This is a genomic window from Prevotella sp. AM42-24 (assembly GCF_003461825.1).
GTDB classification, from domain to species: Bacteria; Bacteroidota; Bacteroidia; order Bacteroidales; family Bacteroidaceae; genus Prevotella; species Prevotella hominis.
In genome coordinates, this window is sequence record NZ_QTXV01000014.1 from 27,557 (window position 1) to 42,921 (window position 15,365).

Annotated in this window: 13 protein-coding genes and 1 pseudogene; 7 read left to right on the forward strand and 7 right to left on the reverse strand. The window is 40.9% G+C overall.

Annotated features, from left to right (window positions below):
• Positions 1-638 precede the first annotated feature (638 nt).
• Complete coding sequence (locus DW917_RS06480) at positions 639-1,778, forward strand: MFS transporter (protein ID WP_118117210.1); 1,140 nt, start codon at positions 639-641, stop codon at positions 1,776-1,778.
• Between the two features lie 66 nt (positions 1,779-1,844).
• Here DW917_RS06480 and DW917_RS06485 read toward each other — a convergent pair whose 3' ends face one another.
• Positions 1,845-3,527 carry a PepSY domain-containing protein gene (locus tag DW917_RS06485; RefSeq protein WP_233524652.1) on the reverse strand — a complete coding sequence of 561 codons (1,683 nt, stop codon included), beginning with the start codon at positions 3,525-3,527 and terminating at the stop codon, positions 1,845-1,847.
• A 106-nt stretch (positions 3,528-3,633) separates the two neighbouring features.
• Between DW917_RS06485 and DW917_RS18065 the strand changes: the two genes are divergently transcribed.
• Positions 3,634-3,768 (forward strand): hypothetical protein, encoded by a 135-nt coding sequence (locus DW917_RS18065; protein WP_255415317.1) that lies wholly within the window; start codon positions 3,634-3,636, stop codon positions 3,766-3,768.
• A 228-nt stretch (positions 3,769-3,996) separates the two neighbouring features.
• Here DW917_RS18065 and DW917_RS06490 read toward each other — a convergent pair whose 3' ends face one another.
• The 6 genes and pseudogenes from DW917_RS06490 to DW917_RS06515 all read right to left on the reverse strand — a co-directional run bounded on the left by DW917_RS06490 (position 3,997) and on the right by DW917_RS06515 (position 11,289).
• Entirely contained in the window at positions 3,997-6,372 is a 2,376-nt protein-coding gene (locus DW917_RS06490; RefSeq protein ID WP_147344128.1) for a hypothetical protein, read from the reverse strand.
• 79 nt (positions 6,373-6,451) lie between these two features.
• Positions 6,452-6,703: a hypothetical protein gene (locus DW917_RS06495; protein WP_118117212.1), complete on the reverse strand. Its 252-nt coding sequence runs from the start codon at positions 6,701-6,703 to the stop codon at positions 6,452-6,454.
• A 38-nt stretch (positions 6,704-6,741) separates the two neighbouring features.
• Positions 6,742-7,419, reverse strand: a complete 678-nt coding sequence (locus tag DW917_RS06500) for a UpxY family transcription antiterminator (RefSeq protein ID WP_118117213.1) — start codon at positions 7,417-7,419, stop codon at positions 6,742-6,744.
• Positions 7,420-8,182: 763 nt separating this feature from the next.
• The gene (locus tag DW917_RS06505; RefSeq protein WP_118117214.1) at positions 8,183-9,160 is read right to left on the reverse strand and encodes an ORF6N domain-containing protein; all 978 of its coding nucleotides are present in this window, start codon (positions 9,158-9,160) and stop codon (positions 8,183-8,185) included.
• 135 nt (positions 9,161-9,295) lie between these two features.
• Positions 9,296-9,481, reverse strand: a pseudogene (locus DW917_RS17710) (helix-turn-helix domain-containing protein); the annotation flags it as partial.
• Complete coding sequence (locus tag DW917_RS06515) at positions 9,457-11,289, reverse strand: DNA mismatch repair protein MutS (protein ID WP_118117215.1); 1,833 nt, start codon at positions 11,287-11,289, stop codon at positions 9,457-9,459. The pseudogene DW917_RS17710 and the gene DW917_RS06515, both read right to left, overlap by 25 nt.
• A 244-nt stretch (positions 11,290-11,533) precedes the next feature.
• On the opposite strand from DW917_RS06515, the gene greA reads away from it, so the two are divergent.
• From greA to DW917_RS06535, 5 genes are all read left to right on the forward strand, one after another.
• Positions 11,534-11,998, forward strand: a complete 465-nt coding sequence (gene greA / locus DW917_RS06520; protein ID WP_118117216.1) for a transcription elongation factor GreA — start codon at positions 11,534-11,536, stop codon at positions 11,996-11,998.
• A gap of 193 nt (positions 11,999-12,191) precedes the next feature.
• Positions 12,192-12,410: a hypothetical protein gene (locus tag DW917_RS06525; RefSeq protein WP_118117217.1), complete on the forward strand. Its 219-nt coding sequence runs from the start codon at positions 12,192-12,194 to the stop codon at positions 12,408-12,410.
• Between the two features lie 301 nt (positions 12,411-12,711).
• Positions 12,712-13,851, forward strand: coding sequence for an AAA family ATPase (locus DW917_RS06530; protein WP_233524653.1), 1,140 nt, complete (start codon positions 12,712-12,714; stop codon positions 13,849-13,851).
• Positions 13,852-13,856: 5 nt separating this feature from the next.
• Positions 13,857-14,084, forward strand: coding sequence for a PD-(D/E)XK nuclease domain-containing protein (locus DW917_RS17715; RefSeq protein WP_233524654.1), 228 nt, complete (start codon positions 13,857-13,859; stop codon positions 14,082-14,084).
• 48 nt (positions 14,085-14,132) lie between these two features.
• Complete coding sequence (locus DW917_RS06535; protein ID WP_118117218.1) at positions 14,133-15,329, forward strand: hypothetical protein; 1,197 nt, start codon at positions 14,133-14,135, stop codon at positions 15,327-15,329.
• The last annotated feature ends 36 nt before the right edge of the window (positions 15,330-15,365 follow it).

Below are 15,365 nucleotides of genomic sequence, written 5' to 3' on the forward strand. Positions count from 1 at the left end.
CCCAAAGAAGTGTGTTTGGAAACAAGTCATTTGGTACCAGTAAATAAGTCATTTAGGACCAGTAAACAAGTCATTTAAGACCTGCAAACAAGTCATTTAGGACCAGTAAACAAGTCATTTGGCACCAGTAAACAAGTCATTTAGGACTCGTAAACAAGTCATTTCGCTCCTGCAAATAGGTTATTTCTGGAAAGCATAAAGTTTTACAAGATTTTCAAAAGGTGACGGTGACACCTATTTTTCATCTTTTTTTTTATGCATTGGAGACACTACCCTCCAATTTGGATGTCTCCCTCTGATTATCAATCTTTTATCTATTTTCGCGCGGTAAGTCATAAAAAAAAGAGTATATAAAAGTGTCACCTGTCACCGTTTTCTGCCGAGCCTTTTATTGGAGCCAGTTTGTTGGGTGACACCTGTGACACGAGTTTTTTGTTTTTTTGTGGAGGGGTCTGTCACCCCTGTCACCCATCGGTATTGCGAAAAAAATGGATATTTGTTTCTCCTTCCATCAACAATTTGCTTATTTTAGATAAAAAATCCAATCCGTTCCTCCCTGCTTTTCATTTTCTTTTTGTAATTTTGCACCCCGAAAAAATAAGATTGATTTGATATAAAAGGATAATACACAGAGAATAATGAAAAAAGGATTGTTTGCACTCGCCTTGGGTACTTTCACCCTCGGAATGGCGGAATTTATTATCGAGGGAATTCTCACAGATGTGGCACACAACATGAATGTGAGCATCCCGCAAGTGGGTCATCTCATCTCCATTTATGCCCTGGGCGTTTGTGCCGGAGCCTTCTCCCTGATACTGATGCACAAGTATCGCCCTAAGAATATCCTGCTTTTTCTTACGTCGTTGGTGGTGATAGGAGCCATTATTGCCACTGTTGCCCCTAACTACTGGCTGTTGCTCTGCGCCCGCTTTATCCAGGGTTTGCCACATGGTGCTTACTTCGGAACGGCAACGATCGTGGCTGTGAAAATGGCCAAGGAAGGCAAGGAAACCAAGGCGGTGGCAATGATGTGCGCCGGAATGCCTTTCGCCAACCTGATGGGTGTTCCGCTCGGTACATTTCTCAGTCATACGATGTCCTGGCGAGTTCCTTTCCTGATGTCTGTGATATTGGGACTGATCACTCTGTATATGATCTATCGCTGGGTACCTAATGTAGAGGCATTGCCCAATAAGGGAATGAAAGCACAGTTCAAGTTCATGCGCCATCTGGCTCCCTGGCTCATCATCGCAGCCACTTTCTTAGGCAATGGCGGCATACTCTGCTGGTTCAGTTACATCTCGCCTTTATTGCAGTGGAACGGCGGGTTCAGTGCTGCCAGCATTTCTGCACTGATGATTCTTGCAGGATTGGGTATGGTGGTAGGCAATCAGGTGAGTGCCTTGCTTGCCGATAGGTTTAAGCCAGGACGTTTTACCTGTTATCTCCAGTTCTTGGCAGCTGCAGCCCTGCTTGCCACTTTCTTCCTTTCCCACATAGGATGGGTTTCGGCTGCCATGATGTTCATCTGCTGTGCCTGTCTTTTCGGAATCGGTTCGCCAGAACAGTTCCTGATAGTCAAGCATAGCGAGGGTGGCGAGATGCTCGGAGGCTGCTGCATTCAGGCGGCATTCAATTTGGGAAATGCGCTTGGTGCTTTCTTCGGAGGAATACCTGTGGCAATGGGATTGGGTTATCATTTCCCTGCTCTTATCGGTGTACCTATGGCTTTGATGGGAGCCGTCTGCCTGCTGGTCTTCCACAAAAAGTATGAATAAACATAAAAAGAGGGTGTGTCATGGATTTGCGACACACCCTCTTTTTATGTTTGCTCTTGTGTAAAATTATTCCTTGTTTTTTGATTTCTTCTTCTTTCTTCGATGTAAAATAATATATCCGGATATTAGCACTAAGGAAATCAGCAGTCCGGAGATAAAGACGAAGAGGTCGGAAAGCGGACCTAAGAGGGGAGAATAGCATCTGCCCACATGCAGTTCGAGGGCTACATTCCAGAGAGAAAGGGGAGTGCGGGATAGTAATTCAGGCGTGGAAACAGGAATGTCTGCGCCCTTGCTGTAATCGAAAACTACCGCTCTGCCACCGAAGAAATCCTTGGAGAAACCGCTGGTCAGTGTACTGGAAATCGGAATCATCGAATTGTCATGATGAGGCTTTCCAGTGGAGTAGTCCAGGATAAGTTCCTGCTCCGGATACCAGCGGAACAAACCGCTGAATGATCCTATCAGCCAACCACCCTTGCCGTCGCTTTCAAATACGTTTACTCCCATCGGACTCACCTTTGGAGTCTGGTTTTTGTCGAGCAGTCGTGGCTTCTGACTGAAGGATTTATCTACATAGAGAAAACCCTCAGAGGTAGATACAAGCCAGTTGTTCTCAGCCGCATTCCATCGGATGGCACGGAGCTTGTCGTGCCATACATTGCCGTCTTTTATCTTCTGCTCAGTCTTGTTGAGAGCCAGTGGAATCATCAATGGTGGGCGCAGGCACATACCGGTAATCGCCAGCCAAAGGGTGAGGATGATGGTGGTATAACCTATCTTGTTGTGCCATTTCGCATTCCACACCATCCGCTTGCCGAGAACCTTCATCCTTTCCTTGATTTTTGTAGGATTCAGTTCGCTTTCCTTCAGTTTCTTATCCTGCAGTCCGTTTGTCAGCAAACGTTTTTGTCTGCGGATGCGATAGGGTAAAATAAAGAGGATGATACCCGTTAGCGATAGGATGATGAGTACGATGGCGATGGCATCTACCACCAGTCTGCCCGTAAGTCCGAAGAAGGCTCCGCTATGCAAAGCCCAGACAGTCTTGAATAATGATTCCGTTGGAATAAAACCATCTGGTTGGGCAATAATACTTCTTTTTGTGTAAAAACTATTTTCAGAATGTGCGGATTGTATTTTTGTGAAACTGTCCGATTTTTTATGGGTCGTAATTTCGTAAATGGCAGAACGGCTCAGGGCTATAACATTCATGCTATCTGGAGTAAGTGTGATGTCTGCCATCCTTTCATGATGATTAGGGAGAGGGAACTTGATCCATCTTCCTCCAAGGGCATTCTTTCCTTTCTCATTCTTCCCATGAACATCATTCCTCTTCGCCTTGTCAGCTTCGAAATAATAAACGTCCCGAAGGGCAGCGCACCAGATTCTTCCATCTTTGGTACAGACCAGATGGCGGATGTTTCGCTCATCTATCTGTTTTGGAAGTCCTCTGTTGAAATCCTCCCAGTTTTGCATTTTGCTGTCTGTAAGCCATACGCCTGCATAACCATACGCCAGGATGCCCAGAGGCGATGGGGTAGAGCCTTTGATGATACCATTGTTGAAGTTGCGGATATGATAGGCAGGAGGCAGTAAACTTCTGCTCACGGCACAGTCTGCAAATAGTTGGCGGTGGTTCAGGATAATGCCTGAAACGCAGAATACCAGCATGAATACGGACAGTACGAGTCCAAACCAGCGGTGGTATTTCTTCCATGTAAAGTGCTTGTTCATTCTATTGTTCATTATCTTTTGTATTTCGGGGTGCAAAGGTACTGATAACCCCCGATTCGTGCAATACCTAAAAATAATGATTTCAAGCCCTGCGCCGTATATTTATTCTGTGAGATGGATGGAAATCTTTTTCTGCCGTCATCGTAAGAAGCCAAAGATAACTTGGATGAATCCACCAATAAAGCAGATGTGGTTCCTCACTCGCCATTTCTATGATATGTCTAATATGATGTCAAGAAATGAAGGTGTATGATTGTCAAATGGTTGGGTAAAGTTGTAACTTTGGATATTTTGACCGTGTTTTCAGTATATGGTTATTTTTATTGTCTATTTTGTAGCATCATACATAGACAAATGAAAAGAGATAGCCACCAAGGCGTGGGCGTAAGGTAGAGTTTATGTTGAACCGTAAAGTACTTGCTCCATAATTTGTTGGTTATACTACAAAATTATGGGGCAAGTATGTGAGACGAGAAGACGCTTATTCTACTAATGTTTTTCTAATCATTCCGTTGGAAAATACAATAATATTGAAACCTTGTTGAAACTGTTCAATTTTTCGACCATTAATATCATAGATAGAGATTACTTTTACAGTATCATCAGTTTCTATGTCTGTTACACTAGTGACATTAGTTGGCGTGAACTCTATCCAGTCTCCATAAGACATTGATCCATTTACGTTTTTAAAGTATGCTCTAACTTTATAATGCGTATAATTATTAACATCAGAGGTTTCTGCATGGAATTTGTAGCCATCTTTTATAGCAATTAAAAATTTAGAAGGGATTATATTTGGGGATAGAACTTCTCTGTATTCAAAACCAACTTCTCCTAACTGAATTTTGCCATTAGATTCACCATTAAAAACAATCTTATCAGACAATAAAGGAGTTAAAGTGAAAATACCAACTTTGTCTAATTTTACAGTTAAAATTGATGAATACACGTATGAATTATTATATATTATATAGGCTCTAATCTCATATTCGGCATTGCTATCTAAGTCATTGAGTGTGATAGAGAAATCTCCATTCGTAAGTGATGTAGTATGTCTATTTATATATTGAGAAGTGCCTTTTTTACGGTATTCTATTTTTACATCAGCACTTATTGGGATATTAATATGCCCATCCAATTTTAAACTGTTAACCTTTGAATCGAAATTATCTAAAGAGATGATTAATGGTGGAGTTGTAAAACTCTGCTCTGGACCGTATATATTTTTACCAGATTTTGTTACGACAAATGCTTGATAAAAATATATTGTTGAAGGATTCAACCCCTCTAATTTAATTGAAAAATCAGAACCTTCAGTATAAATCACATTATAATTTTGGTCTTGACTTTCTTTCCATAAGAAACCTTGAGACAAAATGGGCGTGGATCCGATACTGATTTTCCCGTTAAGTTTTGCCGATAGAGGAGTAATGTCAGAGGGAAGAAGAGTTTCCACTGATAATGAGCTTGTCTGAATCAACTCATATTTTGAATATATTGTAGAATAACTTGTTTTTATATAGGCTCGTATTTTATATTCTGTTGACGAACTTAAACCTGTTATTTCAGAGGAGAATTCATTTGGAACTGTAATTCTATGTACTGTGGATTCGTTCGACATACTATACTCAAACCCCTTCTCTATGATTGCGCCAGATGTTAACCCATTAGGTGTTGCTTCAACAAATATAGAATTTTGAGATAATGGTTGTCCTACAATTCCTATATTAATGTTATTGAGCAAAAATGATTCATTATTCCTAAACCCTGCCGTATTGCCCCAACAAGAAACATATGGAGACTTAATATTGGAAGTGTTTGAATTTAATAGTCCAGTAAAATCAAATGTTTTATTAGATAACTGATCAGGCGAAAGTATCAATCCATTCTTTGAAATTGATGGTGCTGTAATGCTACTTGCAGAAGAATAATACGAGTTTATACATGCACCTTTGGGACATATACCATCGGCATGTGCATTAGAACCTGGCGTTGCTCCAAGTTTGTAGGAAGTTGAGGTGATATTGGCAAAATTAACGACGTTTTGTATTTCATTGGTATTAGAGCCACAAATACCTCCAGCCCAAGCAGATGGAAAACTTCCTCCACTATTCCAATGAGAAGAATCGTATGCAACTCGTGCATAAACAGAACCATAATTTATACAGTTTGCAACAACCCCCTCATTTGAACCAACTATACCTCCAGCATATGCTTTAGGGTATCTGCTATAATGAGAAGGTAAACTTTCCACAGCACCATTATGTAAACAATTTATGATTGTTCCATAGTTGCATGCAGCGATTCCTCCCGCAAAGTAATCATCAAAAGTCGCAGAAGTAGAACCGTTATAATTGGCTACAATGTTTCCTATAACCTCGCAATCATGAATAATTCCATAATTAAAGCAAGAGATTCCTCCTGCATAACCTTGTCCGTATTCATTAGTTACAGTTAATGAAATGTTATCAAACTTAACATTGTGAATAATGCCTGTTTCTCCAATAGTTCGAATAACAGCGGCATAGAATGTGCCAACATTAGTAGACGAATTTTTACAATGTATATTAGAGATACAATAACCATTCCCATTTAACTCACCTGCAAAATTATTACAATATACCCAATCATACTTACCCATATCTATATCTGATGTAAGATTGATTGTTTTCCCTTGAAATGATGTGTTATTATTGGATAGGTAAATGAATCCAGCAAACTGTTCTGGAGTATGTAGATTAAATGTAGTAGATAAATCATTATACCAAGAGGTATCAAATTTACCAGGGTCTGTCCAAGAATTTGCAAATAATAATTTGGCAAATAATGTGAAAATCAATAAAGCTAAAAACCTCATAATCATAAATTAAATAGTGAATCCCTCGTATGTTGCGGGGTGGAAAATCTTAGTCATATTTTTTGTATGCTCCTTTTTGTTAGAGATTGAAGCAATCTGTACTACTATAGCAATCATTAGAATAGCCTTTGAAATATACTGTTCCACAACCAGAACAACGTAAGTTATAGCTTGAGCTACATCCTATTTCTACTGCATTGTTTGCAGCATTAGCTAAACTATGGGCACAGGTAAACACTACAGCTTCTAAAATTGGTAAATCTCCCTTAGACACCTTCTTGAAAAGTTCTCTTTTAGACTGGAGTTCTTCATTCTTTCCATTCTTTTTCATAATAAATTAAATTAAATTAAACAATATGCCTTTCGGCGTTATTTGACAATCTCAATAAATTCTGTAGGTACATAAGCCGTTGCCACCAAACATAGACCTGATATTTCCACAACGACACGTTGTTGACCTGCAATGCGCGCAACTTTTCCTGTAACACCTTCAAATTCTCCGTCTATCACCTTAACAATATCACCACTTTTGTAATGACATTGCTCTGATGACACTATTCGTACATGTTCATTACTGGTACTTGTTGCTTTTATAAAGTTTGTCATTGCAGTAAATGGAATAGTTAGAGGAGGATGTTTACCATTTTCCTCCAATGGTTTTGTCTTATCAAGATAAAATTTTAATATAGATGTTTCATCTCCCTTTTTCTTGATAATGGAGTTTACTGCTTCCCTTGTAGTATATACAAAAATAAGATTGGGAAGAAGAGGCTGTAAAATTCGCTTCTTCTTCCCAATCTCTTTCTTTATAACATAATGCATAGGCATATATGACTGAACGTCAGAGGTTGATATGATGCCATATGCTTTCTGTGTTCTGTTGTATGTAACTCGCAACACGAACCATTCGTGATTTTCCTTTTGTGCATAGCCCGAGGACACCCCTGTATGTGAGCGTTGTGCTTCGGGGAGGACATTGGAGGTAAGTCCAACGTAAGGAGATCTGCTTCGACCTCGATGGGTATGCGCATTAATCAATGCGTTCATATCGTTTCTATGTCTTGCATTAAATTAGCAACTATTTGACACAAAAAAAGCGTGGAATCGTCCTGTTGTCTATTCCACGAGTCGAGGCTCTTGCATTGCCTATTGTTGTCGAACAGACAACGTTAGAGCCCACGCCGATATGAAAACCAGTACCGTTAAAGACCTTTATAACCATTTGATAGCATCCAAAAGGATACAATCTGTGCTTACAAGGTTTCCACGGGATGGATATAATCACACCCGGGACATCTACCGTTGACCATATTCGAGACAACAATTATGAATTTGCAAGATTCGACTCGTCTCAAACACAGCGTCAGATAAACGCCTTTTATATGTCTTGACTCTCTTCCCACCCATTGCCCGCTTATTACCGAGAAAGTTGTTTGGACTTCTCAGCTTTCAGCTCGGCGTTGGCTGTCTGCTTATCGACATTGAGTAAACTCAAATTGATGTACAGATTCGAGAATCACTGCAAAAATAACAAAATTTCTTCAAACGAGCAAGATTTACTTGTTTTTTCTATCAATACTGTTCGTTTTTAACATTTGAATGACAATTATAGCTATATATAAAAGTTGCAGTATTGTAAATAGAGATAGCTTTGAAACAATAGTTGCTATAGAAATGACAATAGGAGCAAGAACGTTTGTTGTCTTGCTCCTATAACTTTCTATCTAAAGATTTATTAATGTGTTCTATGTTATATCAATTAGTTCGCCAAGGCGAACCTATTTTAAACTACATATATAATAAGGTGCATTTACCCTCTATCGATTCGTTCCACTAATTCATCTGGTGTAAGTATCTCCATCTTAGAGAAACCAAACCACTTTTTACCCAAGTCTTTGATGGATGCTCCAATATGATATACATCATCGTCTATACAAAGGAAGCGGTCATGCGATAATCGGAATGTTTCAACATCAATCGGTGCATATTGAGCATTATGACGGTCTATGTCGAGTTGGAGCTGACGGCTTATCTGTTGTGTATAGATGACTGCAGACACTCCATTTTCTCTTTTGTCAAGTAATGTCAATACTGTATCATCCACATAGTTGTCGATAAGGATAATACGTTTCTTCGCACTTTTAATCAAGTCGGACACAAAAGTATAAGCATCATAAATTTGGCCATTGTAGAACACTCCCTGCTTCGGCTTGGCATTGCCCTCATCCAATCTGCGAAATACCTCGTCAATGCGTTTCTCGGATTCTTCTAAGTGTTTGTCTGTATCTTGTTGGTGCTGTAAAATTTCCAACTGGTGATATTCTATTGTTTCTAAGCGGCTGAACACAGAAGCATTATTCACCATAAAGTGGCGCATGGAAACAAAGGCTCGCATGATTTGTATGTTGACCTCAATGGCTGTTTTTGAACGGAGAACACTACTAAGCATAGCCACGCCTTGTTCTGTAAAAGCATAAGTTGAATAGCGGTTGCCGCCTCTGCCATTTGAGGTCACAAATTGTGACCTCAAACATTCTTCCCTACTCAATTCAAAACGAAAATCGTCGGGAAATCGCTCTATGTTACGCTTAACGGTTTGATTAAGGACTTTTGTCTCTATACCATATAAGGTGGCTAAATCTTTATCAAGCATAACTTGTTGTCCTCTAATTACTTTTATTAGAGGTTCGATATTACCTGCAAGTTCATGGTTATCGCATTTTGTGACATCCATTTTAGACTGGTCGCAAATTGCGACTGGTTTATTGTTATTTATGTTGTTCGCCATATTTCTATTTTTTTAAAGGTCACAAATTGTGACCTTAAATGTATTGTTTATTGTTGCATGCAAAGGTAGTGCCTTTAGCCTTTAAGCCACTATTGTACAAATCCTTTCTTTGAAAAGAACGTAAAATCGATAATTTTATTGCGGTGATTGTACTATTAGTAATCGCCTCACTCGTTGTACCGTACTCACACCATTACCACTCAGCTTCGCCACATCTCGAACGGAATACCCATTGTGGAGCAGACTTATTACTTCCCTGTATTCGGTTTTCATCTGTCCTGCCGTTTTTACAGAGCCTACCTTGCGTCCGAGTTTTTCTCCAGAATCTTATTTAGCAGGAAGGTGGCATTCTGGTTTCTTGCCACGCCTCGCTGTATTTTATAAGTATAGGTGACATCCGTGCCTAAGTCTATCTCAAAACAGAAGTTGTGGAACTTGCCCGACGGGTCATTCTCCATCTTGGATAATTCCAGGTCGTGGGTGGCGATGATGCCGCTAACAGGCAACTTGGAGATGGCTTCGAGGAATTTTCTGGAACCGTTCAACTTGTCCAGCGAATTGGTGCCCTTCAGGATTTCATCGAGAATAATGAGGGTTTTCAGTCTCTCGTTTCTCTCACCGCTTGCACTTCCCTTGCAGAATTTCAACAGTTCTTCCAGTCGGATCAGTTCAGCATTGAAGTAAGAGATGCCATGCGTCAGGTCGTCTGTGGTTCTCATGCTGGAGAACATTCTGAAGCGGGAAATCTTCAGATGGTCGGCAAAGACAGGCATTCCTGCCATCGCTAAGATATAATTCACACCCAATGAACGGAGGAAGGTACTCTTGCCCGCCATGTTGGCTCCCGTGATGATATAGTAGTTGCCGTCCTTGACCGTGAAATCGTTCTTCACCGCCTTGGCACCGAGGAAAGGATGATAAAGGTTCTTTCCCTCGAAGATGATTTCTGGCAATTCTTGCAGTTCCGGTTCGTTGGCTTCGGGATGATTGTATCGGAAGTCGGCCATTGAAACCATTGCATCCATCTCGCTGATCACGTTCATCCATTCCTCCATCTTCACCATATAGGTATTCTTCCATTTCAGAAAACTGCGCACCAGGAAGAAGTCGCTGAGCATGAAGGCATCGGTGAAGAACAGACCGAGGAAATTGCCCCGTCGGTCGTAACCCTTCAGTATCTTTTCCAGTTGGGCGAATGATGGCAATGCATCTGCGAGCGATTCCTGCATCTCCCTGCCCAACTGGCTCTGGAAATCGCGCTGGGCGATGAGACGGAGAATCTGTGAGTAGGCGATGAGCTGATGACGGAGCTTACCACCATTACTGTCTATCTTGTCGAGAGTCTGCTTGCAGATGAAGAATACCACCATGTACTGCAGCATGACCCACCACAGGGGGATGTTGATGGAGATGACGGAGCAGATAGAAAGGACGACAGAGCCGATGATGCCGATGATTGCCAGCCAACCGAGGACGAGTGAAATCGGAGAACCAAACCATCCCGGTACTTCCATCTGGGAAACTTTCTGCATCGCCTCAGCCACGGCTGCAGAATCTATCTTTTTGCAGTTTCTTTCGCCAAGTGCTAAAAAGTTGATGCGCCAGTCGGGGGCTGCGATTTCCTTCTGCAGTTCCGCTCTTTTACGAATTTCCTCTAGAGAGAGAGGGGTTTCACGGGTGAGGTTGGCAGCTAATCTGTCAGAACCGCCCGAAGTGATGGTACGGCAGATGCGGTTGAAGAGGGAATCCTTGCCGAAGACATCGAGGTCGAAGGCATAGGAATGCTGCGGGTTCAGATACTGTCCGCCTGTTTCAAAAGGAGAGAAGTCACCCTCCCAGGCCTTGATTTCATTCTGATAGACCTTGAGCAGGGCAGCCAGTTGTTCTATCTTCTCCTTGTGGCGGTCGTCGATGCGGCGGATGATGAAATAGACAGCCAGGCACAGAACGGCTCCCACCAGAAAATGACGGGTGTCGCCATCGCATGCAAAATAGCAGATCAGGAAACTTAGGATGCCTCCGAAAGCCAACAGCTCGCCTGTGATAAATCCCGTGTTCTTGCGCTTCAGGGCAGTCAACTCCGAAGCATATTGGTTTGCGTATTTCTGATAATTCTCTTTGATATTCATGATTGTCTGCTTGTTTTATTTGCCATGTATCAGCGATAGATGATGGCAAGATGATAAACTGTTTATGGGGTGCAAAAATAGGGATAAAAACAAAGCTGACCAAATAAAGTTACCCATTTTTAAGTCTTTTATGCGAATATTTGTGGAATTTTTCTTTGTGTTTCCATTTATTCCCCGTACCTTTGCACCCCAGAATTATAATCAGTCAATAAGAACGATAGAAAAAATATAAGTTTAGAAGATTATGGAATATATGTCTCAAGAAGGCTATGACGAACTCGTAGCCGAGCTTCAGCACATGGTGAACGTGGAGTTGCCAGCCGTGCGTGATGCTATCGCTGAGGCTCGTGACAAGGGTGACCTCAGTGAAAACTTTGAATATCATGCTGCCAAGCGTGAACAGGGTAAACTGTTGAGCCGGATCAGTTTCAAGCAGAAGGTCTTGGAGAATGCCCGTGTCATCGACAAGTCCCGTCTTAAGAGTGATACTGTAGGACTGTTGAGCAAGGTAAGGATTACCAATCTTTCCACCAATTGCAGTATGACCTATAGCATTGTCAATCCTCATGAGGCGGATCTTCATAATGGCAAAATCTCCATCAAGTCTCCTATCGGCAAGGCTCTCTTAGGTAAGAAGGCTGGCGAAGAAGTCGTAGTGAAGGTACCTGCAGGCTTGCTCAAATTCCGCGTAGAGAGCGTGGAATTATAATGTCTCAGATAGCGTGGCACTGTAATGAGGATTATTGAGGAATAATCAGAAAATATTGTGGAATTTTTGAATATCGGGAATGGCTGAATTTCGGTCATTCCCTTTTTTGTAAGTTTTTAATCTTGTGGATTTTCACTTGCGAAACTTTAGTTATTAATGGTAAGAAATATATTAAGTAAGAACGATTATAATCATGAATAAAAAAGTATATTTACAGCCACAGATAAAATGTGCCCCGTTACTGATGGAAAGTTTGTTGGCAAGTTTATCGGGTACTGAAGGTGGAAACAATCTTGGAGACTCGAAAACTGATATTCCAGAAATGGGAACTCCAGGAACAGATACTGCCAAGGAGCACTGGGGGAGTATTGACTCCTGGGACTCCTGGGACTCCCCCCTAATCCCTCTATAAATAATTAATCGCCCTGAAAAGGCTGAGCATTCATCGCTATTTAGAAATGAAATGCTTGAGCCTTTTCAGGGCGATTTCTTTTATTCTCCTTTGATTTCCCAATCCTCAATATTACCCTTCGAAGAATCTAAGTTGATACCTACTTTCACAATCGGCTTGTCACAAGGTTTTCTCATGATATATATGCAGATAAACACTTGATTTTGGAAAAAAATACTGTAATTTCAACTTTTTTATCAAACAAGCATTTTATTCAAAAAAAAATATGTAAGTTTGCACTTAGAAATAATGATGAGTAATTATGGTAGAGACAAACGATAGAAAATTGCCTGTAGGCATCCAGTCTTTTGAAGAAATTAGAAAAGGCGAATACCTTTATGTTGATAAGACTGATATCATCTGGCAACTTGCCAATAGAGGGAAAAAGTATAATTACCTGAGTCGCCCGCGCCGCTTTGGTAAGTCTGTGCTTGTCGATACACTTGAAGCCTATTTCATGGGAAAGAAGGAACTCTTTGGGGGCTTGAAAATCATGGAGTTGGAGACAGAATGGGTGAAGCGACCTGTTATCAGACTCGACATGAGTCAGGCTGGTGCAGAGCCAAAAAGTGTAAGAAGCTATTTGGATGATGCTTTCCATACTTTTGAAACGGAGTATGGAATAGTTGTACGTCCAGATAGTTCACTTGCTGTAAGATTTAAGAACATCATAGAAACTGCTTGTAATAAAACAGGCCAGCAAGTAGCAATTCTTATCGATGAATACGATTCTCCATTGCAGCATTCTTGGAAGACTCCAGAGCACGAGGCGTGCACAAGTGTCTATAGAGAAGTGTTTGCCGTCTTGAAAGCACAGGACAAATACGAGAAGTTTGTCTTCATTACGGGTGTCACTAAGTTTACACAGATTTCCCTTTTCTCTGTACTCAACAACTTGAGTAACATCAGCTTTAATCCTGAATATGCAGCTCTCTGCGGTATTACCAAAGAAGAAGCTCTCCGTGATTTTAAGCCTGAAATTAGTAAATTGGCAGCTAAAAAAGAATGGACTTTTGAAGAAACCGTAACACAGTTGACAACTTACTATGACGGTTATCATTTCAGTCATGAAAACATGGTAGATGTATTCAATCCATTCAGTCTCATTAATGCCCTCTCTGATTCTGATTTAAAGAACTATTGGGCTTCTTCCGGGGCGACCTCGCTGCTACCTAAGTTTGTGGACAATATAGAAATTAGAATGAAAGATTTTGAGAATTGTCCTATAGACAATGATACATTAGAGACTTCTGATGTGACAGGTGGTGGAGCAGAACTGTTCCTCTATCAGTCTGGTTATCTCACAATAAAAGGATATATGGAAGGGATTTATTTGTTAGGCATCCCAAACAATGAAGTTCGCAAGGCTCTCTTAATGCTATCGGATGCAGGGTGGAAGTAGAAAAAATGATTGCTACAGGCAGAATTGATATGGTGGTAGAAACTACTGGTTTTGTGTATGTTCTGGAACTGAAATTAAGCAATAATGGCGGTGTAGATGCTGCAACAGAACAGATAAAAGCCAAGCTATATACAGAACCTTTCAAGGCAGACAAGCGCAAAGTGATTGCACTTGCCATAGAACTGGATGATTTGGGAAAAGGATTGATTGATTGGAGAAGGGTGGCTGAGTGAAAATGTTTTCTGCTGAAAAATAAAAATAGATATTAAATAGACAGGCCAATGGGAACTTTCCGATCTATAGATGAACTGATCAGAACGCTTGAGCGAGAAAAGATCTTGCTGAAGGAAATGTTTGCGAAGCGACATTCCCTTCAGTTTCGCTATGACTATGCTCTGGAAATGACAGAATACAAGGAGGAACGAATCCGATTCCTGATAGAGAATGGGGTGATTCGTGATACGGGCGACTGTCTGGAGATGGAGGACGTGTATCAGAAATTCTTTGAGGATGTACTGGAAGTGAATGAGGAAATCAATGTTTCTTCGGTACGTGATTATATCTCTGTCTTGAAGGAGAATATCGACTATTATCTCAAGGAAAATAATGAAACTCGCAAATATAAGTATCTCAAGGAAGTGCGCCGATGTCTGAAGACGATAGCTTTGGCCACCGTTCGCAATGTCTTGGACCTGAAGCGTAATATGGATAATACTTATAAGAATGAGCCTAATTACGAAATCAAGAAATCGAAACTCCAGCGACTGGGCGAGAAAATGAAGAACATATCACAACTCATCACCGAGAGTGAACGGGTGATAGATACCGAACATGTCTTCTTCTCTATGGCGATGGATGTGCAGATGAAAAACGTAGTGAATGATGTGCGTTTGCAACTCAACGAGTCTTATCACAATCTCCTGGAGATAGAACGCCAAATCATCCAATACCTCAATATGATAGATTATCAGAATCGCATCTTCGAAAAGGTGAAGAAACTGAAATATCTGAAAGATCAGTTTAGGTGGGAGGAAGCCACGGATGTAAGACAGGTCGTTGCTGGTCGAAATGCTGTCTGGATGGAACCGCAACCTAAGTATTACATCAAGTTGTCGATAGATAATCTTCGTACATCAGATGAGGCTTTGCAATGTATCAATATTCTTTCTGAAAAGCTAAAAAAGAGAAAGGGACGACGGCTGGATCATCTTGCAGAACCTATCCCGGATGATTATCTTAAAGGTAACAAACAGAAGTTGGAGGCTGTGAATCTGCAGGAAATCTATAATGCCTTTTCGGCATCAAGTACCCATCTCTTTGCCTTCGTGATGAATTATCAATATGATAAAAAACAAAGCAGGGAGGATAAACTTGTATATTTCTGCCAGATAGCTTCGCAATATGTGGATAAGTTGAAATTTACAGGCAATTATGCAGAGGCTGACGGAGTGGAATATCCTGTGATACTTCCGAGATAAAAATACGATTCTTTCTACGATAAAAGAAGACAGAAC

Excerpts from the sequence above, each read along its gene's own strand:
- DW917_RS17715 (WP_233524654.1), top strand. The coding sequence starts at position 13,857 with ATGATTGCTACAGGCAGAATTGATATGGTGGTAGAAACTACTGGTTTT.
- greA (WP_118117216.1), top strand. The coding sequence starts at position 11,534 with ATGGAATATATGTCTCAAGAAGGCTATGACGAACTCGTAGCCGAGCTT.
- DW917_RS06525 (WP_118117217.1), top strand. The coding sequence starts at position 12,192 with ATGAATAAAAAAGTATATTTACAGCCACAGATAAAATGTGCCCCGTTA.
- DW917_RS06535 (WP_118117218.1), top strand. The coding sequence starts at position 14,133 with ATGGGAACTTTCCGATCTATAGATGAACTGATCAGAACGCTTGAGCGA.
- DW917_RS06515 (WP_118117215.1), bottom strand. The coding sequence starts at position 11,289 with ATGAATATCAAAGAGAATTATCAGAAATACGCAAACCAATATGCTTCG.
- DW917_RS06485 (WP_233524652.1), bottom strand. The coding sequence starts at position 3,527 with ATGAACAATAGAATGAACAAGCACTTTACATGGAAGAAATACCACCGC.
- DW917_RS06495 (WP_118117212.1), bottom strand. The coding sequence starts at position 6,703 with ATGAAAAAGAATGGAAAGAATGAAGAACTCCAGTCTAAAAGAGAACTT.
- DW917_RS06480 (WP_118117210.1), top strand. The coding sequence starts at position 639 with ATGAAAAAAGGATTGTTTGCACTCGCCTTGGGTACTTTCACCCTCGGA.
- DW917_RS06505 (WP_118117214.1), bottom strand. The coding sequence starts at position 9,160 with ATGGCGAACAACATAAATAACAATAAACCAGTCGCAATTTGCGACCAG.
- DW917_RS06530 (WP_233524653.1), top strand. The coding sequence starts at position 12,712 with ATGGTAGAGACAAACGATAGAAAATTGCCTGTAGGCATCCAGTCTTTT.
- DW917_RS18065 (WP_255415317.1), top strand. The coding sequence starts at position 3,634 with ATGGAAATCTTTTTCTGCCGTCATCGTAAGAAGCCAAAGATAACTTGG.
- DW917_RS06490 (WP_147344128.1), bottom strand. The coding sequence starts at position 6,372 with ATGAGGTTTTTAGCTTTATTGATTTTCACATTATTTGCCAAATTATTA.
- DW917_RS06500 (WP_118117213.1), bottom strand. The coding sequence starts at position 7,419 with ATGAACGCATTGATTAATGCGCATACCCATCGAGGTCGAAGCAGATCT.